This is a genomic window from Actinoplanes sp. TFC3, from assembly GCF_001553785.1.
Taxonomy (GTDB): domain Bacteria; phylum Actinomycetota; class Actinomycetes; order Mycobacteriales; family Micromonosporaceae; genus Actinoplanes.
In genome coordinates, this window is record NZ_LOJP01000001.1 from 3,375,962 (window position 1) to 3,397,161 (window position 21,200).

Genomic DNA, 21,200 nt, shown 5'->3' on the forward strand with positions numbered 1-21,200 from the left:
CGGAGGAGGGCCATGGCCGCAGTCGTGGTTGACCGTCTCGTCAAGACCTACCCGTCGGGCAGCCGCCGGGCCACCGACGACATCTCCCTGGAAGTGGCCGACGGCGAGTTCCTGGTGCTGGTCGGGCCAAGCGGCTGCGGCAAGACGACGCTGCTGCGCATGGTGGCCGGCCTTGAGACCCCGGACAGCGGCTCGGTGAGGATCGGCGGGCGCGACGTGACAGCCCTGCCGGCTCGCGAGCGTGGCCTGTCGATGGTCTTCCAGTCGTACGCCATCTTCCCGCACCTGAAGGTCCGCGACAACATCGGCTTCGGTCTGCGCATGCGCAAAGTCGCCAAGGCCGAGCAGACCTCGCGCATGCAGCGCGCCGCCGACCTGCTGGACCTGAGTGATTACCTCGACCGCTACCCCGCCCAGTTGTCCGGTGGTCAGCGTCAGCGGGTGGCGGTGGCCCGGGCCATTGCGGTCGACGCCGACGTGCTGCTGATGGACGAGCCGCTGTCCAACCTGGACGCGTTGCTGCGCCTGCAGTTCCGGGCCGAGCTGAAGAAGATCGTGGCCCGGCTGGGCACGACGACGCTGTACGTGACGCACGACCAGGCGGAGGCGATGTCGCTGGGCGACCGGGTCGCGGTGATGCGCGACGGCCGCATCGCGCAGGCCGGCGCGCCGATGGAGGTCTACGACCGGCCTGCCGAGCAGTTCGTGGGTGGGTTCCTGGGGGCGCCGCCGATGAACTTCTTTCTGGGTACGGTCGAAGGCTCGCGGCTGGTGGTCGGCGATGAGGCGCTGGCGGTTCGGGTGCCCGGCTGGCAGGACAAGAAGGCGCTGGTGGGGGTGCGGGCCGAGAACATCACCGCGGTGGCTTCTCCGGGGGATCCACATGCGGGGCCGGCGGGCGTTGCGGCCGAGGTGGAGGTTGCGGAGCCAACGGGGGCGGCCATGCTTCTGACGGTACGGTGGGCCGGCGGCGAGCTGAAAGTGCAGGCCGGACCGGGTTTCCGAGCGGCAGCGGGCGATCGGATCCGCTTGACGTTCGCGGATGCGACGCTGCGGTTCTATGACCCGGAGACGTCGCTTGCTCTGACCGCGGGCGGTTTCCCCGACACCTCACACCCTATGTAGAGAACCGAGCGTGGGTCCGCTATTGTTCCCGGCATGGCAGGTTCCGTGCGGGTGACCGCGGCCGTTTCCAGGGTGCTGGCGGTCTTCCTTGACGATCCGCAGGTCGACCGCTACTACCGGCTCACCACCGGCGGTGCCCGGAAAGCGAGGACGTCGTGACAGCCCTCGACCACTTCACCCGCTGGTGCCTGACGCGCGCAGCCCGCCGCTGGCCGGCCGCGCTGCGCGACGAGATGCACGCGGAGTGGCTGGCCGAGCTGGCTGCCCTCGAGGCCGACGGCGGCTCCCGCAAGGACCGCCTGGGCTTTGCCGTCAGCCTGCTCACCGCGCCCCCGGTGCGGGACGTGACCGGCGCACCGCGCGGCTGGGGCGAGTCCCTGGCGCCCGGTGCGCCCGCCGTTGCCTTGCTGGTCGCCGCGGTCATCACGCTGTCAGTGTCCGCGTTCGCCGACGGTCTCGCCGCTCGGCTGCTCGACCTGACCGGCGTGACACCCGGCTGGCCCGGCGGCGGCTGGCCGGGCGCCGCGATCTCGGCTGTCATCACCCTCGCCTGGTGCGTCACGGCGGGCCGATGGCTGGGCCGGCGCCTGGCTCTGTCACGCGAAGGCCGGTTCGGTGACGCCGGTCCCGCCGCGCTCGCGCCGGTTGCCTTCGCGCCGATGGTGCTTGTCGCCGCTCTGCTCACCGGCGACGACCTGCCATACCTGCTCGGTGTCCTGGCCGGACTGGCGGTGTGGGCGGCCGGCACCGCCGTCATCGGCGTCGCCGCTGTGCGCGCCGCAGCGCGCCGCCGGGCTGCGTCCCTCGTCCTGCTCGGCTTACCGCTGGCCGGGGCGCTCGGCGCGGTGACGTCCGCCGGCGCGTTCGCCCTCAGCGCCCACGACCGGGGCGGCACCCTGCTGGCCTCGCTCACCCTGGCCGGGCCGCCCGCCGAGTTCGACGTGATCGTCGACGGCCTGAGCAGCCGCGCCTTCTACTACCAGGGTCCATGGGCGCTCACCCTCGCCTGTTTCGGGGCGTTCACCGTGGCGTACGGCTTAGCGGCGCTGGGCCCCGCCGCACAGCGGGCACCACTGACGGCGCGGACCTCCCGCGCTCCCCGCCCGCTGCCTGCCGCAGTGGTCGTCTCCGGCGCAACCGCGCTCACCGTTGCCGTCATTGCCTGGGCTTACACCTTGGCAATCCTGACCCCCGCCATGTCGAACGTGTCGGCGTCGGCGCCCATGCCCGGCGGCGATGGCGAGCTGTACATGTGGACCGCTGAGCTGCGGGCAGCCACGATCCTGCTGGCAACGCTCGGCATGCTGATCGCCACCGCGGACCGCCGGTTCGGGGTGGCCGGCACCTTGGTCGTCGGCGCCGGGCTGACGCTGGCCAATGCGGTGCTGCACCGTCTTGATGTTGCCGGGGCAGGCGGGATGCGGCTCGCGCTGATGGCCGGCGCAGCCCCGGTGGTCATCGGCTGGATCATCGCGGGCCGTTCCCTGCACGACCGGCTGCCCGGCACGGCCCTGCGCCGCGCCACCGTCGGCGTCCTGGTCGCCGGCAGCGTCCTGCCGATGATCACGCTGCAGGGCACCCCGGGCGTCAACCATCCGTTCCTGCCGCCCGGCCTGATCCTCACCACGACCGGCCTTGCGGTAACCGGCCTGCTGCTTGCGATCGTCCCGGCGCTGGCACTCGGCCGTCACCGGGTTCCCGGCTGGGCAGCGGTGCTGCTGATCGCGGCGCCGGTCGCGCTGACCGTCAGCGCCGCCCTGATGCCGGCACCGCTGTCCGAGGACACCGGCGGACCCGCCGAGATTGCCGCGTTCGCCGGAGCCCCCACAGCAGTCGTTTGCCTCGCCCTGCTGCGCAGACACCGTCCACGCCATTCCCGCCGCACCGCCGCCGTGTGGACCGCCCTGACCATCGCCGCTGTGCCGGCATCGATTCTCGTCACGGCCGCGGGCGCTCTGCTGCTCACCTTCGTACCGGACTTGACCTTCGCCATCGACGGCAGCGGATATTCCTTTGACGGCCTGTCGTTCATTCCCGGCGCGGCCACCCTGATGCTGCCCCTGGCAGCCGTGGCCGCGGCTCGCCTCGACGGCGCAGCTCCCCCGCCCGCCGCCGAACCTGCCCGGACCCACGTGGCTGCCTAGAGGCCCGCTGCTTTTGCGGCTTCGGACCCGGCGGTCGGGCCGGTGATGCCCGAACGCGCGGGCCCCCTCACGATGGCTCCCGTTGTGGCAGAAACAGGCGTCAGGACAGGGGCAGCACCACCCGGGAGATGCCGGAGCGGACGCCCACCTCGGTGCCGGCGGGATATCTGAGGGTGTGGTCGCGTTCGGTGCTGATGATGACCACGCCGATGCGGTGGCCGGCGGCGAACACGTGGTCCTCGGTCTGCAGGTTCCAGGTGAACGTGTACGGCTTGCCGGGCCTGACGGGCGTGGTGACCGAGCGGGACACGCGGTTGCGGACGTCGAGCCAGCCGCGCGTGACGATCTCGGACGGGGTGGTGACGGTGACGTACTGGCGCTGGGCGAAGCAGCCGGGGTCCTCGGGAATGCCGGGGCCGATACAGTCCTGGGTCGGCAGGGAACGCAGACCGGCGTAGCGCCCGGCGGGGCCGTAGTCAACGAGCAGCGCGGTCAGGTACGGCGACTTGCCCGTCAGGTCGGCGCGCACGGTGATTTTCGGGGTGCCGGACAGCCGGGTTTCGCGGGTCAGCGGCTGCGACAGGTAGGCGAGGCGGTTGGGGGCGGCGGTGGTTGCGTCGGCGGCCAGCTCCTCGGCGGTGCGCGCCGGGTTGTCGGTGAAGGTCCGGCGGGGTCCGGGCAGCGCCAAGCCGGGCTTGAGGGCGCCGGAGGCCGTCAGCGAGAACGTGGTGGGCCGGGTGCCGGGGACCGGCCAGGTGCGCGAGGTGCGCCAGACGGTGGGCGCGACTTCGACGTCGGCGATGGGGTCGCGCATGATGCCGGTGTCCATCTTGTACAGCCATTGGTCGAACCAGCGGTGCAGGGTGTCGAGCCAGACGTCGCGGCGCACGTTGAACGGGTCGGTGTGGGCGGCCTGGTGCAGCCAGATCTTGCGGGGGACGTGGTTGCGGGCGAGCGCGTCCCACCATTGGCCGGCCTGCTGTGTGCGGACGTTGTCGTCGTGCAGTCCGTGCACCAGCAGGACACTCGCCCGGACCTTGCCGGCGTCCTTGACGTAGTTGCGTTCGTCCCAGAAGCGGCTGTAGTCGCCGGTGACCCGGTCCTGCTGAGCCTCGATGCCGGCCATGACCTTCGCGCAGACCTCGGGGTTCGCCCGGGTGAGCACGGCCTTGGCGAGCACGTCGAGATCCTCGCCCTGGAAACCGCCCGGCGCCACGACGCCGCCGTTCGCGCGGTAGTAGTCGTACCAGTTGCTGATGCCGGCGATGGGCACGATCGTTTCCAGCCCGCGCACGCCGGTGGTGGCCACGGCGTTGGGCAGGGTGGCGTTGTAGGACACGCCGATCATCCCGGTGCGGCCGGTGGACCAGCTCGCCTGCGCGGGGGCTCCGGCGGTGTCCACGGCCTGGGCGCGGCCGTTGAGCCAGTCGACGACGGCCTTCATGCCCAGCGTCTCGTTGCGGCCGCCGGAGGTCGGGCAGCCGGTGGAGCCGCCGGTGCCGAGGCTGTCGGCGAACACCACGGCGTAGCCGCGCGGCACGAAATAGTTGTCCAGGTAGCCGGAGAAGATGATCGATTCGGCCGCGCGGTTGCTGCCGGAAGACGCGCTGCGCCGGGCGTCGGCGCCGTCCCGGTCGATGTCGTCGTGATTCGGTACGTCGTTGAGCCCGGCGTAGTAGGGGCTGGGCTGGAAGATGACCGGCACCTTGACGCCGGAGTCGCTTTCGCGGGGGCGGATGATGCGCACGGCGACGCGATCGGGGCTGCCGTCGGCGTCGCTGTCGACGGGGGTCTGCACCCACACCTGTTCACGGATCGCCTGCGCGTAGTCATAGATCGGCTGCGTGCCCGCCGACTGCGCCGCCGCCGGTGTGGCAGCCGACACCGGGGATCCGGAGGAAAACGCGCCGGACGTCACGGCGAGCACGATGGCCGCAAGTATCGAGAGTGGTCGCTTCACGGTGGCGCCTCCCCGTCGAGTTCGATGCCCTACCCTATCGTCCAATGTCGATTGCGGCGCCCGGATGGTGGAGAACCGGGGAGGGGCTGGCGGTGACCGTAAGAGATCAGTGGGGCGGGCGGCGTACCGTCGTGTTCGCCCTGGCTCTGATCGGGCTTCTGCTGGTGGCCCGCTCGGGGTCCTCGTCGCTGACGATCCAGGCGGTGTTCACGCTGTTCGTGATCGCGGCGACACTGTGGATCCGCGGTCAGTATCTTGACAGCCTGGACGACGAGCAGTGGCTGATCTCGCGGCGCACCGGCACCTTCATGCTGGCCGTGGCGGTCGTTCTGGTGGCCTCTTACCTGGTGTGGCACAGCGCCGGGACCGCGATCTTCGGCATTCTGCTGCTCTACTTCCTCAGCGGGTCGGCGATCACGTGGGTGCGCCAGGGACCGATGGCCGAGGAACGCCGGCTGGTGCTCGGTTTGGGCCTGCTCGGCGGCGGTGCGGTCCTGGGCGTGGCCGGCGTCCTGCTCTTGGGTGGTAACTTTCTGGGCGGCGGGGCGGGGACCGTACGCGTCATCGTGGAACTGGGCCTGCTCGGCCTCGCCGGTCTTGTTCTGGTGCCCGTCGGCCTGGCGATTTTCTCGGAGTTTGCGGTACGCCGGCTGTGCGCGGGACCATCGCCGCACCGGCTGCGGGTGGGCCTCGCGGGCGCGGTGGTCCACCTGGGCTCGGTGAGTGCGCTGTGGTGGTGGACCCGATCGCCCTGGCTGCTCGGCGCCGTCATCGTCCTGTCACTGCTGGTGATCGCGATGACGTCGATGACCCAGGCCGACATCGCGTTCGCCATGAGCGTGATCGCCCTGCTCGGTGTCACCCCGCTGCCCGCCGACCAGCCCGAGCAGTTGCAACCGCAGCGCGACGGGCGGCGGCTGCTGGTAGCGCTCGGCGACTCGTACATGTCCGGCGAGGGCGCGTCGACCTACTATCGCGGCACCGACGAGGGTGGCGGCAACCAGTGCCGGCGCTCCCCCACGGCCTGGGCGGCGATAGCCGGTCAGCAACGCCCGTTCGGCCGCGCCGAATTCCTCGCCTGCTCGGGAGCGAAGACCGAAAACGTTCAGACAACGACGCTTCCGGTACGTCCCCGGTCCCCGTCCCCCGCACCACAGACGGGTGAGGGCAGCACCCAACTCGACCGCTACCTCAAGGACTACGGCACCGGCTACCGGCCGAGTCTCGTGGTGGCCGGAGTGGGCGGCAACGACGCGGGGTTCTCCACGATCGGCCTGATGTGCCTGGCCCCCGGGAACTGTGACGACGAATCGCAGCTGTGGACCGACGCGCTCCCCCAGGTTCAGGCGAATCTGCGGGACACCTATCGGCAACTCGACAGTCTTTTTCCGCACACACCGGTGGTCGTGGTTCCCTACCCGGATCCCATTGATCTTGATGGCCGGTGTGCCGATGTCTCGCTGACCCGGCGCGAGCGGCTGTTCCTGCACCGCTTCGTGACCGACGGGCTCAACCGGATCATCGCGCAGACCGCCAACGAGTTCGGCTTCTACTATCTCAGCGGCATGCAGACTGCGCTGGCCGATGCCCACCTGCAGCTGTGCGACCCGCGCAACCAGGGCCGCCCGGGGCTGAACTTCATCGGCATCCGCAGCGTGCGCGGGGTCGCTGAACAGCGGTTCAACCCGAAGAACTGGTCGCACAGCAGCCTGCACCCCAACGAGCGCGGCCACGCGGCGATGGTGCAGGCGTTCCAGACCTGGCTGCCACTGGATCTCGATGCGCTGCGACCGCGGCTGACAGCTTTCCCGGCGGAGGCGGCGGTCACCGAGGCGACGGCCGAACCGGTCGACCCGCCCTGCGACGTGCTCGACACCAGCCCGGCGGGGTGCCGGCCGCGCGGCATGCAGTGGGCCAAGGGCCAGATCCGCGGGATGATCCTGCTGTCGGGGTGGCTGGGATTCCTGGCCCTGGGCGGCATTTGGCTCACCGCCGTGGCCTTCTTCGGCGACCGCCGCCATCACTACGCCAAACGCGCCCCCACCGAACGCGCCCCCGCCGAACGCGCCTCCGCCGGCGGTGCCGGCACGGACCGCGACGACGCAGAGGAGGCCGCCGAGACCGCCCCGCGTGAAGATCCAAAACGTCCGCCGGGCCGTCCCGGACGCTGACTGGAGATCGATTCACCTGATCGAAAACGGTCACAAGTTCTGGACTTCGAGTCGTGGACGCTTGACCTGGCCGCCGGGGTTGTGTGACCGTCCTTTCGAGACACGATCGCCAGCCCGGGCGCTCGCCGCCGTGAACAGCGGATTAGCCGAGCCGGTGATCGCCGCAAGGGTCATAAAAGGACACGTTGACCTTGGCATAAATCACTGCTTGTAATCCACGAATCACTCTCCGTACTCTGAAGACCAGAGCCCATCGATTGGCTTGAGTTCTCAAGCCTGTCGAGCGCCGGGCCGTTGAGCGTCTTCAATGCCGTGGTGGCCTCGTCCATCAGCCCATCGGGGAGCATCGCATGGTTATCAAGGTTGTCGAGCAGATCAACGACGACGAGCTCATCGAAACCGCATGGAAGATGTACGAGGAATCGTTCCGCGGCCTCAATGCCCTCGCCGTCCAGCGGCACCTCATGTTCCAGCATGAGTTCGAAGAGGTGATGCGCGACGCCCGGGTGCAGAAATACCTCAGCCTCGATGACGAGGGCACCCTGGTCGGGCTGTCGACGTACACCAACGACCTGGACGCGATGCCGTTGATCTCGCCGCAGTACTTCGAGCGGCGCTGGCCCGACCTCTACGCCCAGCACAAGATCTGGTACTGCGGGTTCGTCGCGGTTCTGCCGTCGGGCCGGGCCAACGCGTCGTTCGCCGACCTGGTCGAGGCCATGTACCTGTTCGCCGCGGCACAGAACGGGATCATCGGGCTCGACTTCTGCGGGCACAACGACGAGACGCGCAAGATGAGCCGGGTGATCCGGCTGATGCTGCACCGCTTCTCCGGCAACTGCGAAGCCGAGATGATGGACGCGCAGCAGTTCTGGATCTATCAGTTCCCTCAGGCCGCGTGAGCCAGTCGCCAGCCGTCGCGGTGGAGCGCACCCCCCCTGAGGGAACGAGCCGGCCGGCCCGGGAATCCCGGGCCGGCCGCGCTTCTCACCTGCTCCCGGCGGATACCCGCCGCTTACCGCCCGCCGCTTCGTTCTGATCCGGGCTCTTGGGGGGCTGGCGGACCAGTTCGGTCAGGATCCGATCGATGTCCTAGCTCTTGGGGGGCTGGTGGACCCGATCGGTGCGGCACCTCCTTTCTGCGCGGCCGGCGGGCGGTTCGGCGTGTACTGCGGGTTGCTCACTTCCAGCGGGACGGCTCCGGCGGGGCCTCCCAGCGCGACGGCTCGCTCGGGCCCTCCCATTGCTGCGGCACCTGCTGCTGGGTCTGGGTGTCCGCGTCGGCTCCGTCCCATTGCGGTTCGCGGCCCGAGCCGTGCCAGGCCGATTCCGGGTCGGGGTCGTTCCACTGCGGCTGACGTCCCGGTTCGTCCCAGGACGGCGCACCGTACTGACCGGCGGAAGCCGGCGGCGCACCGTATTGGTCGGCGGAAGCAGGCGGCGCACCGTACTGACCGGCGGGCGCCGGCGGGGCCGCCCAGCCCTGCTCCATCGGCAGCGCCTGTTGTTCGCGCTCACGGCCGGCGGCGAGCATCGCGCGGGCGCTCAGCGGCTCCGGGCTGGAGCCGCCCTTCACTCGGGGGGCGTCGGCGATGGACCTCCCGTCCGCGCCGCGGCCGATTGCCGCGTACACGTCGGGCCGGCGGCTGCGCATGATCACCGCCCACAGGAAGCCGGCCAGGGCGAACACGACGTAGCCGGTCGGGAAGAGCCAGTGGAACATCGAGCCCGACTCGACCTGCAGCAGATCGCCGAGGCCGATCACGGTGGCCGCCAGGATGATGCTGAGCAGCACGAACGCCACGATCGGAGCGATCTTGCCGCGCCAGGCGTTCTCCTGGTGCTGGTGGCGTACGAAGAACATGACCACCGCGGCCGAGGCGCTCCACATCAGGATCAGGACGCCGAGCCCGCCCACGACGGTCAGCCAGGCGAACAGGTAGACCAGCGGGTCGGCGCCGGTGAGCCGGTAGATGACCAGCACGACCAGGGCCAGCAGGCTCTGGGTGATCGAGCCGACGACGGGGGCGCCGGTGCGCGGGTGGGTGTAGCCCCAGGCGCGGCCGAGCACGCCTTCGCGGCCCAGCGCGAACTGGTAGCGCGACACCGCCGCGTGGAAGGCCAGCAGCGCGGCGAAGATGCTGGTCATGAACAGCAGGTAGCCGATGTTGATCAGGGCGGCCGGCACGTGCGGGCTGACCAGGTTGAACACCAGGTCGGTCTGGTCGGTCTTGGCCTGGGCCACAATGGTGCGCGGGCCGGCACCGACCGACATCGCCCAGGCGGACAGCCCGCACAGCAGCCCGGCGAGGATGACCGCGAGGTGGGTGGCGCGGGCAATCGTGCGCTTGGGGTCCCTGGCCTCCTCGGAAAGCACGACGGTGGCCTCGAAGCCGACGAAGCCGGCGATGGCGAGCACCATCATCGCGGCCACCTCGGGGGTGAACACCTGCACCGGGTTGAGCGTGGAGAAGTCGACCGAGCCGGTGGCCGGGTTCGCCACCATCACCGCGTCGTAGATCAGCACGATCAGGATCTCGGCGACCAGCAGCACGGCGAGCACCTTGCCGCTGAGGTCGACCCAGAGCAGGCCGAGCACGGCGACCAGGGCCCAGGCCACGATGGCACAGGTGAACCAGCCGACCGTGAACCCGAGACCCTCGAGGATCCCCGAGGCCACCACCCCGAACAGACCGAACAGACCGATCTGCATCAGCGCGTACGCCGGCAGTGCGACGAACGCCGCACCGACACCCGGGATCCGGCCGAGGCCGTGGCTGATGTAGGAGTAGAAGGCCCCCGAGTTGACGATGTGCCGGCTCATCGCGACGAAGCCGACGGTGAAGATCGACAGGATGCCCGCGACGACCAGGTAGACGATCGGGACGGCGGTGTTGCCGACCACGGCGTAGATCGTGGTGATGCTGCCGATGATGACCGTGAGCGGGGCAGCACCCGCGACGCCGAAGAAGACCACCGAAGGAACGCCGAGCCGGTTCCGGGCTAGAGCAGTGGAAACGATGTCCGGCTCGGACATGTCCTTACGCGCCATCAAGAGCCTCCCAGCCCATTGATCGATGTTGTCCCGCCGGCGGTGATGACGGCCGATGAGTTCTCACCGCCTCCCGACGGCGAGCACGGACCCGACGGACCCCTCGGTGTGCTCGATGAGCTGGCGGAAGTCCTCGGGCAGCGTGCCGATGGCGGTCGGTAGCTGGGTGAGGGCCTGACGGTGGACCTCGAAGTCCCACAGCACGAAGCGGGTGAGACCGGTCGCCACCACGACCCCGGCCAGCAGCCGGTCGCTGGTCGACATGTCGAGCCCGCGGACCATGATGTTGGCCAGTCGCATGGGGGCCCAGGCCGCGGCATTGCGCTGGGCCTCGTTATTGGGCATGTAGAAGGTCTGTACGCTCAGCATCCGGCGCCGGGTCACCGATTCCACGGCGCCCGATCGCATGAGCCGCTCGCCCACCCGCTCGGCCGCATCCTGCGACAGATAAGCGAGCCAGGTTCGCACATCACGATGTTGCGGCTGCGCGATCAGCAACTCGAGTACAGAATGCGACAGGGAGTCCCGTGGTGGTTGACGGCTTTCGATCTGCAGGTCACCGTCGAATATGCGCAACCGCCCTTCGAGTACCAACTCCCCCAGCAGGGCGGCGGCAAGACCCAGGCCCGTGGCCCGGGGGTGCAGCCGGGATCGGCCGGTCCGATCCTCGTGTGCGATCAGAAAGAACTGGTCAGCCAGCACGCCGCCACTCCTTAAACACATCGACGCGAATAGTCGACGGGCAACTACCTGTATAGAAGGCAATAACTCGCTGTCGAGAGCATCATGTACCCGACTCTGAGGTCAACGCAAGAAGTACTAGACTCCGAATCCATCGGTGGTGTCCACGGTGGATCTTGAGCAATTTGACGACGAGATGCACCCGCGAGTTTCGACAAGCTTGCTAACGAGGGAGTCAGGGTGTCCATGGACGAGGGTCCTACGCTGCGCCGGCGACGTTTGGGCACCGAACTGAAACGGTGCCGGGAGCGGGCGGGGCTGACCCAGGAAAACGTCTCGCGGCATTTCGAATGGCACGCCGCGAAGGTCACCCGCATCGAGACGGCCCGCGTTGCCGTCACGCCCCGTGACGTCCGGGACCTGCTGACCCTGTACGGCGTGGAGGACGAGCAGTACCGCGAGGCGCTGCTGGAGCTCGCCCGCTCGTCCAAGCAGAAGACGTGGTGGACCGACTACCGCGACATCATGCGGCCGGGTAACTACGTCGGCCTGGAGGCCGAGGCGGTCATGTTGCGCGCCTGGGAACCCATCATCGTGCCCGGATTGCTGCAGACCGAGGCATATATCCGAGCATTGATGCGCACCGGGCGCTCCTGGGACCCGCCGGCACTGATGGACCGGCGCGTCGCGCTGCGCCTCAAGCGGCAGAGCCGGCTGACCGGAGCGAACCCGCTGCAGCTCGCCGCGATCGTCGACGAGTCGGTGGTGCGACGCTCCGTAGGCGGCGCCGAGGTGATGGACGATCAACTTCGCCATCTCATCGATATGGCTAAATTACCCAACGTGACATTGCAGATCTTGTCATTCGATGCCGGCGAGCATCAGTTCCTGGGTGGCTCAGCAGCGCTTTTGGAGTTTCCCGAGACCACTCATTTGGATGTAGTTTACTTGGAGGGACTTGCGGGTGACCTCTACGAAGAGCAACATTCAGAGGTCGCCCGTTACCGTGCGGAGTTCGAGCGACTGAGCACAAGGGCACTGGATCCCCGGATGACCCTTAAGATGATCGAAAGCCTCCTACGGTCGTAGGAGGCTCGATCGCCTAAGCAGCTCGCACAATCGCATATTGAAGGGAGGTGCATGGGCATGCCAGCGCACCATCTCGAAGCTGCCGTATGGAAAAAAAGCAGTCGTAGCAATGGAAACGGCGGCAACAACTGTGTCGAGGTCGCCTTCCTCGACACAGCCGTTGCCGTGCGTGACAGCAAGAACCCTTCGGGTCCCGCTCTCATCTTCAACCCGGCGCATTGGACCGAGTTCGTGAACTCGGTTCAGAGCGGCGAGTTTGATATCAACCGCTGAGAGACACTACCGATCGGCACGCACAGCCGGGAAGTGGATACGCAACGTCAACTTCCCGTTGTTCCATGATCCAATTTAAGATGGTGCAAAGGTGCAGTTCAGGCCGGTGCACAATGCATTCGGGGCGTCCGGTTGGGCGCCCCGAACTGCAATTTGCAGGTGATCATGTACGGATCGATCTCCATGCGCGCAGCTCATAGCCCTTTTCCGGGATTCGGGGCATACTGTTGGCGCACTCTCCGCATTGACGAGACCACTTAGCGTAAGGGGCCTCTGTGCGCCTTTCATCCGCGATCGTTGCCACGCCCGCTCCGGTGCGCCAGGTCCACCCCGGACCCGTGCTCGAGATGCGCGCCGCCCGCATAGAGCAAGCGCTCGAAGACTTCCGGGCCGCCTTTCCCGGCGTCCGGGCCTACTACGCGACCAAGTGCAACACCCATCCCGGCGTGCTCAGCACCCTGCACGCCGCGGCCTGCGGTTTCGAGGTCGCCTCCGTGCAGGAGGTGGAGCTGCTGGCCGAGACCGGGGTGCAACCCTACGACCTGATCTTCAGCAACCCCGTACGAGCCCGCGAGCAAACCGCCCGGGCCGCGGCGGCCGGGGTCTACCGGTTCAGCGTGGACTCCTTCGAGGAGGTCCGGCGCGTGGCCGAGGAGGCACCGGGCAGCTGCGTGTACGCCCGGCTGATCACCGGCCCCGAGGACAGCGTGGTGCCCAGCGAGGGCAAGTTCGGTGTGGACGTACACCAGGCGGTGAGCCTGCTGGTGCAGGCGCGCGAACTCGGGCTCACCCCGTACGGCATCACGTTCCACATGGGGTCGCAGTCGCTGGAACCCGCGGCGCTGCAGCGACCCCTTTCCGACGTCGGCGCGGCCATGCACCGGCTGGCTCAGGTGGGCATCAGGCTGCAGATGGTCGACATCGGCGGCGGGTTCCCGGCCCGCTACGACGAGCCCGTGCCCGATCTGGCCGAGTTCGGGCGCGCCGCGGCCGCCGGGATCGCCCGGTTGCCGTACCCCGTGGAAGTCGTCGCCGAACCCGGGCGTGCGCTGGTCGCCGAGGCCGGGACGTTCCGCTGCCGGGTGATCGGCGTCGCCGAGCGCCCTTCGGGCTGGTGGGCGCACACCGACCTGGGCGTCTTCCACGGCATGATGGAGGTGCTCGAGTCGGCCGGCAACCTGCGCTACCCGATCCACGACACCCGTGGCGCCCGGCTGCGGCGCGCGTTCCACTTGACCGGCCCGACCTGCGACAGCCAGGACACCTTTGCCCGCAACGTGTTGCTCTCAGCCGACCTGCGCGAGGGTGACGAGCTGCTGGTCGGTTCGGCCGGCGCCTACACCAGCGTGTACGCCTCCCGCTTCAACGGTTTCGCCCCGCCGCGGGTGGTGATGGTCTGAGGGCGCGCCCGGTGGTGCCGAACTTCTAGCAGCCGGCCTCGGGGCAGGTGGGGGGCTGTTCCTCGACCTTGCGGGCGACGTGACAGGCGACCTGGCGGAGCACGTCTATCTGCTGGCTGTCCAGCCCGTCGATGACGTAGTGCCGCACGGCCTCGACGTGCCCGGGGGCCGCCCGCACGACCAGGTCCCAGCCGGCGTCGGTGAGCACGGCCTGGGTGTAGCGGGCGTTCTCCGGGTCGGGCTCGCGGCGCAGCACCCCGCGCTGCTCGAGGCGCTTGACGACGTTGGACAGCCGCGACAGCGAGCCGTAGACCGCCGCGGCCAGGTCGCTCAGGCGCGCGGTGCGGCCCGGTTTCATCGACAGCATGCTGAGCACCATGTAGTCGAAGAAGGTCAGGTTGTTGTCGCGCAGCAGTTGGGCGTCCAGGGCGGCGGGCAGCCGGAACATCAGCCCGGACAGTGCTATCCAGGCCGAGACCTCGTCGTCGTTGAGCCACCGCGGTTGCGCCATGGCGACCAGGATACGGCGTATCCGCACAGCTCAAGTGACCAATATCCCACCGCGGTTCAAGGTTGAAGCTTTGGTGCTAGGGTTAGCTTCAAGCTTGAACCACTGGGAAGCTTGACCCGCTGAGAGGACCGTTTTCCATGACCCTGTTCCGTCTGGACGCCAGCATCCGCGTCGAAGGCTCCGCCAGTCGCGAGATCGCGGACATCGTCGAGCAGGAATGGCTGGCCGCCCACCCCGGCGACGCCATCGTGCGCCGCCACATCGGCACCGAGCCGCTGCCCAGCGACGTATGGGCCGTCGCCGCGTTCGCCGGGTACACCCCCGAGGCCGACCGCACCCCCGAGCAGAAGGAGGCCATCGCCCTGGCCGCCACGCTGTTCGACGAGCTCGCCAACGCCGACGCGATCCTGCTGGCCGTGCCGCTGTACAACTTCGGCCCGTCGCAGCACATCAAGACCTGGATCGACCTGGTCGCCACCGACGGGCGCGCCTTCGGCCAGCAGTTCCTCAAGGGCAAGAAGGTCGTGCTGGCCACGGTCCGCGGCGGCGCGTACGGCGCCGGCACCCCCCGCGCGGGCTGGGACCACTCGACGCCGTTCCTGACCCGCATCCTGGCCGACTCCTGGGGCGCCGACCTCACGGTGATCGAGCGCGAGTTCACCCTTGTGGGCGTGGACCCCAACCTTGAGCAGTTCAAGGACCTCGCCGCCGAGATGCAGGCCGGCGCCGAGCAGTCGGCCCGCGAGGCCGGCAAGGCGCTGGGCGCCCTGTAGTCTGCTCCTCGCTGTACCACCGAGCCCGCCGCGCGCATCAGCGCCGGCGGGCTTGTTTTGATAAGCGTTCATGTGTCAAGGTCCGTCACGAATGGGGGTTGAGACGCGGCGGAATGAGGACCCGGCTGAATGAACAACGCCATGACTGAGCAGGCCGCGATCGAGCTTGCCGGCGTCCACAAGGACTTCGTCTCGCACGGCGAGACGGTGCACGCGGTGTGCCCCACCGACCTCGCGGTCCGCCCGGGGGAGTTCTTCTCCCTGCTCGGCCCGTCGGGCTGCGGCAAGACCACGATGATGCGGATGATCGCCGGTTTCGAGGAGCCGACCGGCGGCACGGTGCGCCTCGACGGCACGGACGTGACCGGCGTGAGCGCCCATCACCGCGACGTCAACATGGTGTTCCAGTCCTACGCGTTGTTCCCGCACCTGACGGCGTACCAGAATGTCGCCTTCGGCTTGCAGCGCAGGAAGGTCGCCCGCAGCGAGATCCGCCGCCGGGTGGGCGAGATGCTCGAGATCGTCTCGCTGAACGGGATGCAGAGACGCTCGCCACGCGAGCTCTCCGGCGGTCAGCAGCAGCGGGTCGCGCTGGCCCGGGCGCTGGTCAACCGCCCGCGGGCGCTGCTGCTCGACGAGCCGCTGGGCGCGCTGGACCTCAAGCTGCGCCAGCAGATGCAGCTGGAACTCAAGCGCATCCAGCGTGAGATCGGCATCACGTTCGTCTACGTCACCCACGATCAGGGTGAGGCGCTGACCATGTCCGATCGCATCGCGGTGATGCGCGACGGGCGCATCGAGCAACTGGGCACGCCCCGCGAGATCTACGAACGCCCGGCGACACGGTTCGTGGCCGGTTTCATCGGCACCTCCAACCTGCTCGATGCAGCGGTGCAGCGCATCGACGACGGAATCGCGCTGGTCACGTTCGGACCCGGCGAGCGCGTGCTGGTCCCGGTCCCGGCGGGAGTCACGGCCGGTCAGGACCTGGAGATCTCGGTACGTCCGGAGAAGATCGGCCTGCGCCGCGAAGAACCCACGGACCCCGGTTGCAGCGTGCTCAGCGCAGTCGTCACCGACGTCGTCTACCACGGCACTTCCACCAACTACACGGTCAAGACCACGGCGGGACCCGATCTGGTGGTCTTCGACCAGAACGCGTTCTCCGCCGAGGACCTGGCCGGACCCGGCGACCACGTGTTCCTCACCTGGGCACCGCAGCACTCGTACCCGATCGGAGTCTGATGAACCGGCGTTCCTACCTGCAGATGGCCGGGCTCTCCGGGCTCGGCGCGGCGCTGTCCGCCTGCGGGGTCAAGGGCCAGGGCTCCCCCGCCGCCAGCGCCCCCGCGGCCGGCGAGGTGGCCAAGTTCTGGGCCGGGCGCACCAGCAACGGCACGGTGAACTTCGCCAACTGGCCGCTGTACATGGCCGACGGTCACCCCCAGCTCAAGAAGTTCACCGAGGCCACCGGCGTGCAGGTGCGCTACCAGGAGGTCATCCAGGAGATGGGGCCCTGGTTCGCCAAGGTGCAGCCCCAGCTCAAGGCCGGGCAGGACATCGGGTACGACCTGATGGTCATCACCAACGGCATCCAGTTCAAGCAGTTCAAGGACGCCGGCTACCTGGCCCCGCTGGATCACTCGAAGCTGAGCAACTACGCGGCGAACGCCGGGCCTGCCTACACCCAGGAGACCTTCGACCCGGGCAACGTCTACTCGGTGCCGTGGACCTCGGGCATCACCGGGATCGCCTACGACCAAGCCAGGACCGGGCGGCCCATCACCAAGCTGGCCGACCTGTGGGACCCGGCGTTCAAGGGCAAGGTCGGCATGTTCGCCGACACCCAGGAGCTGGGCAACTTCGCGATGCTGGCGCTGGGCATCGCCCCGGGACGCTCGACGCCCGAGGACTGGAAGAAGGCCGCCGCCAAGCTCAAGGAGCAGAAGAACAAGGGCCTGGTGCGCAGCTACTACGAGCAGAACTACGTCGACGCGCTCGGCAAGGGCGAGGTGTGGATCACCCAGGCGTGGTCCGGTGACATCTTCCAGAAAAACGTCTCGGACGGTACGGACCTCACGTTCGTGATCCCCGAGGACGGCGGCACGATCTGGACGGACAACTTCGCGATCCCGGTGACCGCCAGGAACCCCCTCGACGCCATCAAGCTGATCGACTACTTCTACCAGGTCGACGTGGCCGCGTCGCTGGCCGAGTACATCAACTTCGTGTGCCCGGTGCCCGGCGCGCAGGACCGGATCGCCCAGGACGCAGCCAAGGACGCCTCGCTGCGGGCGGTCGCGCAGAGTCCGCTGGTGTTCCCCGGTCCCGCCGACTACGCCAAGCTGCACTACTACCGCGAGTTCGCCACGACCGCCGAACACCAGGAGTATCAGGCCATCTTCGAACCGATCGTGCTGGGCTGACCCGATGCGTCGCCGACTGACGCCGTACCTGCTGATCCTGCCCGGCGGGTTGTGGCTCCTGCTTTTCTTCGTGGTGCCGATGGTCACCATGCTGTCGCTGTCACTGCAGGAAGGCGACGTCGTTTCCGGGTACGTTCTCACCGGTCACTGGCAGACCTACGTCGACGCCATCGCCGCTTACCGCACCCAGCTGGCCCGCTCGCTGATCTACGGGGCGATCGCCACGCTCGTGCTGATCGCGGCGGCGTTCCCCGTCGCGTACTGGATTGCCTTCCACGGCGGGCGGCGCAAGGCGACGTACCTGTTCCTGCTGCTCCTGCCGTTCTTCGTGTCGTTTGTGCTGCGCACGATCTCGTGGCGCTACATCCTCACCGACGAGGGCCTGCTGCTCGGGCCGCTGAAGGACGCCGGGCTGCTGCCGCCGGGCTTTCACGTGCTCGGCACGCCGGTGGCGGTGATCGGCGGGCTGATCTACAACTTCCTGCCGTTCATGGTGCTGCCCATCTATGTGGCCCTGGAACGCATCGACCCGCGCGTGGTCGAAGCCGCCCGCGACCTGTACGCCGCGCCGCTGGTCACCTTTGCCAAGGTGGTGTTCCCGCTGGCCCTGCCCGGGGTGTTCGCCGGCGTGCTGATGACCTTCGTGCCGGCCAGCTCGGACTATGTGAACTCGGCGGTGCTGGGCAGCTCGTCGACCACCATGATCGGGCAGGTCATCCAGTCGCAGTACCTGGTCAGCTCCAACTACCCCACGGCCTCGGCGTTGTCGTTCACGCTGATGGCGGTGCTGCTGATCGGGGTGTTCGCCTACGCGCGGGCGCTGGGCACCGACGCCGTCATGCGGGTGAGCGAGCGATGAGGATGCTGCGCGTCTACACCTGGGCGGTCATCGCCTGGCTCACGCTGCCCGTGCTCGTCATGATCGTGTTCGGGTTCAACGACACCCCGGGGCGCTACAACCAGACCTGGGACGGCTTCACCCTCAAGTGGTACGGCCGCGTGTTCGCCCTCGACGACCTGACCCAGGCGCTGGTCGTGTCGCTGGTCGTGGCCCTGGTGACGATGCTGCTCGCGGGCGCGCTGGGCACCGGCATCGGCTACGCGCTGGGCCGCTTCCGCTTCCGCGGGTCGGGGGCGCTCAACCTGGTCATGTTCGCCACCATGTCCTCACCCGAACTGGTCATGGGCGCCTCGCTGCTGACCCTGTTCGTGTCGCTGGACGCGGGCCTGGGCGCGGTGACGATCACCATCGCGCACGTGATGTTCTCGATCTCGTTCGTCGCGGTGATCGTGCGGGCCCGGGTGCTGACCCTGGACCGCTCGCTGGAGGAAGCCGCAGCCGACCTCGGCGCCGGCCCCTGGACGACGTTCCGGACGGTGACGTTCCCGCTGATCCGCCCGGCGGTGGGCTCGGGCATGCTGCTGGCCTTCGCGCTGTCGATCGACGACTTCGTGGTCACCAACTTCACCGCCGGAACCACCACCACGTTCCCGCTGTGGATCTGGGGAGCCACCCGCCTCGGGCTGCCGCCGCAGGTGAACGTGATGGGCACGCTGATCTTCGCGGCCGGCGTGGTGATCGCGATCGCGACGAGTATGCGCAGCAGGCTCCGTCACCGGGTCTAGCCGTGGACCCGCTGGCCGACGCGATCCCGGACTGTGGACGGCGTTGTGCGCCAAGGAGCGCGATCCCGGCCCCGACGTGGTGGTCGTGGAGGCCGGGACGGCGGGGTGGGCGGTCTCGGGGCGCAATGTGTGGCTGCGGGCGCTGGACCGGTTGGGGCTGGGCTTCGACTCCTGGCTTTCGTGTACGCGGCTTTGCGTAGGTGGGCTGCTGCTTGCGGGGGACGCGGGTGCCCGGCCTGTGGGGACATGCTGCTGCGGTGACCAAGCGCGGACTTGCTGCCCTCATCATCACGATCGTCGCCGGCGCGGTGCTGGTCGAGCCGTACCTGAGCCTGAATCCGGAGCAGAGCCGCATCGAGGTGAGCGGCTCGCTGCCCTACACCGTGCTGGTGGTGCACATTTTCACGGCGGCCGTGGCGCTGGTGCTGGGGCCACTGCAGTTCCTGGCCGGTGTGCGGGCCCGGCGGCGCCTGCACCGCGCGGCCGGCCGGACCTACCTGCTGGGCGGCGTGCTGCCGGCTGCGGTGACTGCGGTGCCGGTGGCGCTGTGGTCGGGGCGGCTGCTGACGCAGGTCAGCCTGAGCACGGCGGCGATGCTGTGGGTGGTCACTGCCGTGCTGGCCTACCGGTCGGCTCGGAGTCGCGACTTCGCCGGGCATCGGGCTTGGATGATGCGCAACTACGCGCTGACCCTGCTGGCGTTGACGGCTCGGGCGCTGGTGCCGATCTTCCTGCTGGTGCAGGTCGCGTCTGGCGGGGCCGGGTTGTCTGGGACGGCGTCGTCGGGGGCCGAGCCGGCGGCCCTGGCCCGTGACCTCATCCCGGTCGGGCAGACTGCGGCCTGGATCATCAACCTGATCGTCGCGGAAATTCTCATCCGCCGCTTCCATCGCGGTGCCGGGTCAGGCCGGCCACGCGACCGCGCTACTTCTGCGCGGTCAGCTCGATCGAGCGGATCCGGTCCTGCAGACGTTCGGCGTGGTGAGCGGTGATGATCTCGTCGACGCCGGCTTCCTTGGCGAAGGACTCCAGGTAGTCGTGGACCTCGTCCGGGGTGCCGACCGCGGTGTAGCGGGTCATCGAGGCGAGCTGGCGCCCGGACGGCGAGGCCAGGAACGTGTCCAGCTCGGCGTCGGTCAGGTTGCGGGCGCCCGGGCCCCGGGTGAGGAAGCTGCGAGTGCGCGAGCGGTAGGCCGACTGCATCTGCGCGACCGCGGCGTCGTGATCCTCGGCGGCGATCACGTTGACCCCGGCGATGGCGTACGGCTCGGCCAACTGCTGCGACGGTTTGAACGTCTCGCGATAAACCGTGATCGCCTGGTGCAGTGCGTCCGGGGCGAAGTGCGAGGCGAACGCGTAGGGCAAGCCGAGCAGGGCGGCTAGCTGCGCGCCGAACAGCGACGAGCCGAGGATGTACAGCGGGACCGGGGCTTCGGCGCGCGGCACGGCCTGCACGCCCGGGATGCGCGAGTGGCCGGTCAGGTAGCCCTGCAGCTCCTGCACGTCCTGCGGGAACGACTCGGCGGAGGAGTTGTCGCGGCGCAGGGCCAGCATGGTGTTCTGATCGCTGCCGGGGGCGCGGCCCAGGCCCAGGTCGATGCGGTCGCCGAACATGCTGGCCAGGGTGCCGAACTGCTCGGCGATCACCAGCGGCGAGTGGTTGGGCAGCATGATGCCGCCGGCACCGAGGCGGATCGACTCGGTGTGCGCCGCCACGTAGCCGATGACCACGCTGGTCGCCGAGGAGGCGATGGTGGCCATGTTGTGGTGCTCGGCATACCAGACGCGCTGGTAACCGGAGCGCTCAGCGGAGCGGGCCAGCTCGACGCTGGCCTGGAAACTGTCACGCGCGCTCTGCCCCTGGGCGATGGGCGCGAGGTCGAGGAGCGAGAGAGGCGTAGTCATGATTTCTTGACAGTAGCTCCGGGTGCGAGACGGAGAAGCGTGACGCTTACCTCAGTCTCAATCG

At 68.8% G+C, this 21,200-nt stretch carries 19 protein-coding genes; 14 read left to right on the top strand and 5 right to left on the bottom strand.

The annotated features are described in order from the left end of the window. The first annotated feature begins 12 nt into the window (after positions 1–12). Genes TFC3_RS15170 through TFC3_RS15175 form a run of 3 tightly spaced genes read left to right on the top strand, consistent with a single transcriptional unit; the run spans position 13 to position 3,269 of the window. Positions 13–1,125: an ABC transporter ATP-binding protein gene (locus TFC3_RS15170; RefSeq protein WP_067500204.1), complete on the top strand. Its 1,113-nt coding sequence runs from the start codon at positions 13–15 to the stop codon at positions 1,123–1,125. A gap of 33 nt (positions 1,126–1,158) precedes the next feature. Next, entirely contained in the window at positions 1,159–1,284 is a 126-nt protein-coding gene (locus TFC3_RS40010) for a hypothetical protein (protein WP_255363764.1), read from the top strand. Continuing rightward, on the top strand, positions 1,281–3,269 hold the full coding sequence (locus TFC3_RS15175; RefSeq protein ID WP_067500206.1) for a hypothetical protein: 1,989 nt from the start codon (positions 1,281–1,283) through the stop codon (positions 3,267–3,269). The genes TFC3_RS40010 and TFC3_RS15175 overlap by 4 nt, the downstream gene beginning before the upstream one ends. Before the next feature lie 100 nt (positions 3,270–3,369). On the opposite strand, the gene TFC3_RS15180 is transcribed toward TFC3_RS15175, so the two are convergent. Beyond that, positions 3,370–5,229 carry a Xaa-Pro dipeptidyl-peptidase gene (locus TFC3_RS15180; protein WP_067500209.1) on the bottom strand — a complete coding sequence of 620 codons (1,860 nt, stop codon included), beginning with the start codon at positions 5,227–5,229 and terminating at the stop codon, positions 3,370–3,372. Positions 5,230–5,321: 92 nt separating this feature from the next. On the opposite strand from TFC3_RS15180, the gene TFC3_RS15185 reads away from it, so the two are divergent. Both TFC3_RS15185 and TFC3_RS15190 read left to right on the top strand, forming a co-directional pair. Further along, entirely contained in the window at positions 5,322–7,400 is a 2,079-nt protein-coding gene (locus TFC3_RS15185; RefSeq protein WP_153040241.1) for a GDSL-type esterase/lipase family protein, read from the top strand. Positions 7,401–7,750: 350 nt separating this feature from the next. Then, positions 7,751–8,302, top strand: coding sequence for a hypothetical protein (locus tag TFC3_RS15190; RefSeq protein ID WP_067500213.1), 552 nt, complete (start codon positions 7,751–7,753; stop codon positions 8,300–8,302). A gap of 278 nt (positions 8,303–8,580) precedes the next feature. On the opposite strand, the gene TFC3_RS15195 is transcribed toward TFC3_RS15190, so the two are convergent. After that, on the bottom strand, positions 8,581–10,452 hold the full coding sequence (locus tag TFC3_RS15195) for an APC family permease (protein WP_067500216.1): 1,872 nt from the start codon (positions 10,450–10,452) through the stop codon (positions 8,581–8,583). Positions 10,453–10,515: 63 nt separating this feature from the next. Further along, positions 10,516–11,154, bottom strand: a complete 639-nt coding sequence (locus TFC3_RS15200; protein ID WP_082772073.1) for a GPP34 family phosphoprotein — start codon at positions 11,152–11,154, stop codon at positions 10,516–10,518. A gap of 225 nt (positions 11,155–11,379) precedes the next feature. On the opposite strand from TFC3_RS15200, the gene TFC3_RS15205 reads away from it, so the two are divergent. The 3 genes from TFC3_RS15205 (at position 11,380) to TFC3_RS15215 (ending at position 13,895) form a co-directional block, all read left to right on the top strand. Beyond that, the gene (locus tag TFC3_RS15205) at positions 11,380–12,222 is read left to right on the top strand and encodes a helix-turn-helix transcriptional regulator (RefSeq protein WP_236718400.1); all 843 of its coding nucleotides are present in this window, start codon (positions 11,380–11,382) and stop codon (positions 12,220–12,222) included. Between the two features lie 57 nt (positions 12,223–12,279). Continuing rightward, positions 12,280–12,495 (top strand): DUF397 domain-containing protein, encoded by a 216-nt coding sequence (locus TFC3_RS15210; RefSeq protein ID WP_067506730.1) that lies wholly within the window; start codon positions 12,280–12,282, stop codon positions 12,493–12,495. Positions 12,496–12,770: 275 nt separating this feature from the next. Then, on the top strand, positions 12,771–13,895 hold the full coding sequence (locus tag TFC3_RS15215) for a type III PLP-dependent enzyme (protein WP_153040242.1): 1,125 nt from the start codon (positions 12,771–12,773) through the stop codon (positions 13,893–13,895). Between the two features lie 25 nt (positions 13,896–13,920). Here TFC3_RS15215 and TFC3_RS15220 read toward each other — a convergent pair whose 3' ends face one another. Further along, the gene (locus tag TFC3_RS15220; protein WP_067500223.1) at positions 13,921–14,406 is read right to left on the bottom strand and encodes a MarR family winged helix-turn-helix transcriptional regulator; all 486 of its coding nucleotides are present in this window, start codon (positions 14,404–14,406) and stop codon (positions 13,921–13,923) included. A 137-nt stretch (positions 14,407–14,543) separates the two neighbouring features. On the opposite strand from TFC3_RS15220, the gene TFC3_RS15225 reads away from it, so the two are divergent. From TFC3_RS15225 to TFC3_RS15250, 6 genes are all read left to right on the top strand, one after another. Continuing rightward, positions 14,544–15,179: an FMN-dependent NADH-azoreductase gene (locus TFC3_RS15225; protein WP_067500225.1), complete on the top strand. Its 636-nt coding sequence runs from the start codon at positions 14,544–14,546 to the stop codon at positions 15,177–15,179. Between the two features lie 141 nt (positions 15,180–15,320). Further along, entirely contained in the window at positions 15,321–16,424 is a 1,104-nt protein-coding gene (locus TFC3_RS15230) for an ABC transporter ATP-binding protein (RefSeq protein ID WP_082772451.1), read from the top strand. Then, the gene (locus tag TFC3_RS15235; RefSeq protein ID WP_067500229.1) at positions 16,424–17,605 is read left to right on the top strand and encodes a spermidine/putrescine ABC transporter substrate-binding protein; all 1,182 of its coding nucleotides are present in this window, start codon (positions 16,424–16,426) and stop codon (positions 17,603–17,605) included. Before TFC3_RS15230 ends, TFC3_RS15235 begins: the two co-directional genes overlap by 1 nt. A 4-nt stretch (positions 17,606–17,609) precedes the next feature. Continuing rightward, the gene (locus tag TFC3_RS15240) at positions 17,610–18,464 is read left to right on the top strand and encodes an ABC transporter permease (protein WP_067500231.1); all 855 of its coding nucleotides are present in this window, start codon (positions 17,610–17,612) and stop codon (positions 18,462–18,464) included. After that, positions 18,461–19,231: an ABC transporter permease gene (locus TFC3_RS15245; protein ID WP_067500233.1), complete on the top strand. Its 771-nt coding sequence runs from the start codon at positions 18,461–18,463 to the stop codon at positions 19,229–19,231. The genes TFC3_RS15240 and TFC3_RS15245 overlap by 4 nt, the downstream gene beginning before the upstream one ends. A 257-nt stretch (positions 19,232–19,488) precedes the next feature. Further along, positions 19,489–20,223 (top strand): DUF2306 domain-containing protein, encoded by a 735-nt coding sequence (locus TFC3_RS15250; protein ID WP_067500235.1) that lies wholly within the window; start codon positions 19,489–19,491, stop codon positions 20,221–20,223. Here the strand turns inward: TFC3_RS15250 and TFC3_RS15255 are convergent. Next, the gene (locus tag TFC3_RS15255) at positions 20,156–21,136 is read right to left on the bottom strand and encodes an LLM class flavin-dependent oxidoreductase (RefSeq protein WP_067500237.1); all 981 of its coding nucleotides are present in this window, start codon (positions 21,134–21,136) and stop codon (positions 20,156–20,158) included. The two genes, TFC3_RS15250 and TFC3_RS15255, sit on opposite strands and share 68 nt — an antisense overlap. Positions 21,137–21,200: the final 64 nt, after the last annotated feature.

Excerpts from the sequence above, each read along its gene's own strand:
- TFC3_RS15220 (WP_067500223.1), bottom strand. The coding sequence starts at position 14,406 with ATGGCGCAACCGCGGTGGCTCAACGACGACGAGGTCTCGGCCTGGATA.
- TFC3_RS15225 (WP_067500225.1), top strand. The coding sequence starts at position 14,544 with ATGACCCTGTTCCGTCTGGACGCCAGCATCCGCGTCGAAGGCTCCGCC.
- TFC3_RS15170 (WP_067500204.1), top strand. The coding sequence starts at position 13 with ATGGCCGCAGTCGTGGTTGACCGTCTCGTCAAGACCTACCCGTCGGGC.
- TFC3_RS15195 (WP_067500216.1), bottom strand. The coding sequence starts at position 10,452 with ATGGCGCGTAAGGACATGTCCGAGCCGGACATCGTTTCCACTGCTCTA.
- TFC3_RS15240 (WP_067500231.1), top strand. The coding sequence starts at position 17,610 with ATGCGTCGCCGACTGACGCCGTACCTGCTGATCCTGCCCGGCGGGTTG.
- TFC3_RS40010 (WP_255363764.1), top strand. The coding sequence starts at position 1,159 with ATGGCAGGTTCCGTGCGGGTGACCGCGGCCGTTTCCAGGGTGCTGGCG.
- TFC3_RS15230 (WP_082772451.1), top strand. The coding sequence starts at position 15,321 with ATGACTGAGCAGGCCGCGATCGAGCTTGCCGGCGTCCACAAGGACTTC.
- TFC3_RS15210 (WP_067506730.1), top strand. The coding sequence starts at position 12,280 with ATGCCAGCGCACCATCTCGAAGCTGCCGTATGGAAAAAAAGCAGTCGT.
- TFC3_RS15235 (WP_067500229.1), top strand. The coding sequence starts at position 16,424 with ATGAACCGGCGTTCCTACCTGCAGATGGCCGGGCTCTCCGGGCTCGGC.
- TFC3_RS15255 (WP_067500237.1), bottom strand. The coding sequence starts at position 21,136 with ATGACTACGCCTCTCTCGCTCCTCGACCTCGCGCCCATCGCCCAGGGG.
- TFC3_RS15190 (WP_067500213.1), top strand. The coding sequence starts at position 7,751 with ATGGTTATCAAGGTTGTCGAGCAGATCAACGACGACGAGCTCATCGAA.
- TFC3_RS15205 (WP_236718400.1), top strand. The coding sequence starts at position 11,380 with ATGGACGAGGGTCCTACGCTGCGCCGGCGACGTTTGGGCACCGAACTG.
- TFC3_RS15245 (WP_067500233.1), top strand. The coding sequence starts at position 18,461 with ATGAGGATGCTGCGCGTCTACACCTGGGCGGTCATCGCCTGGCTCACG.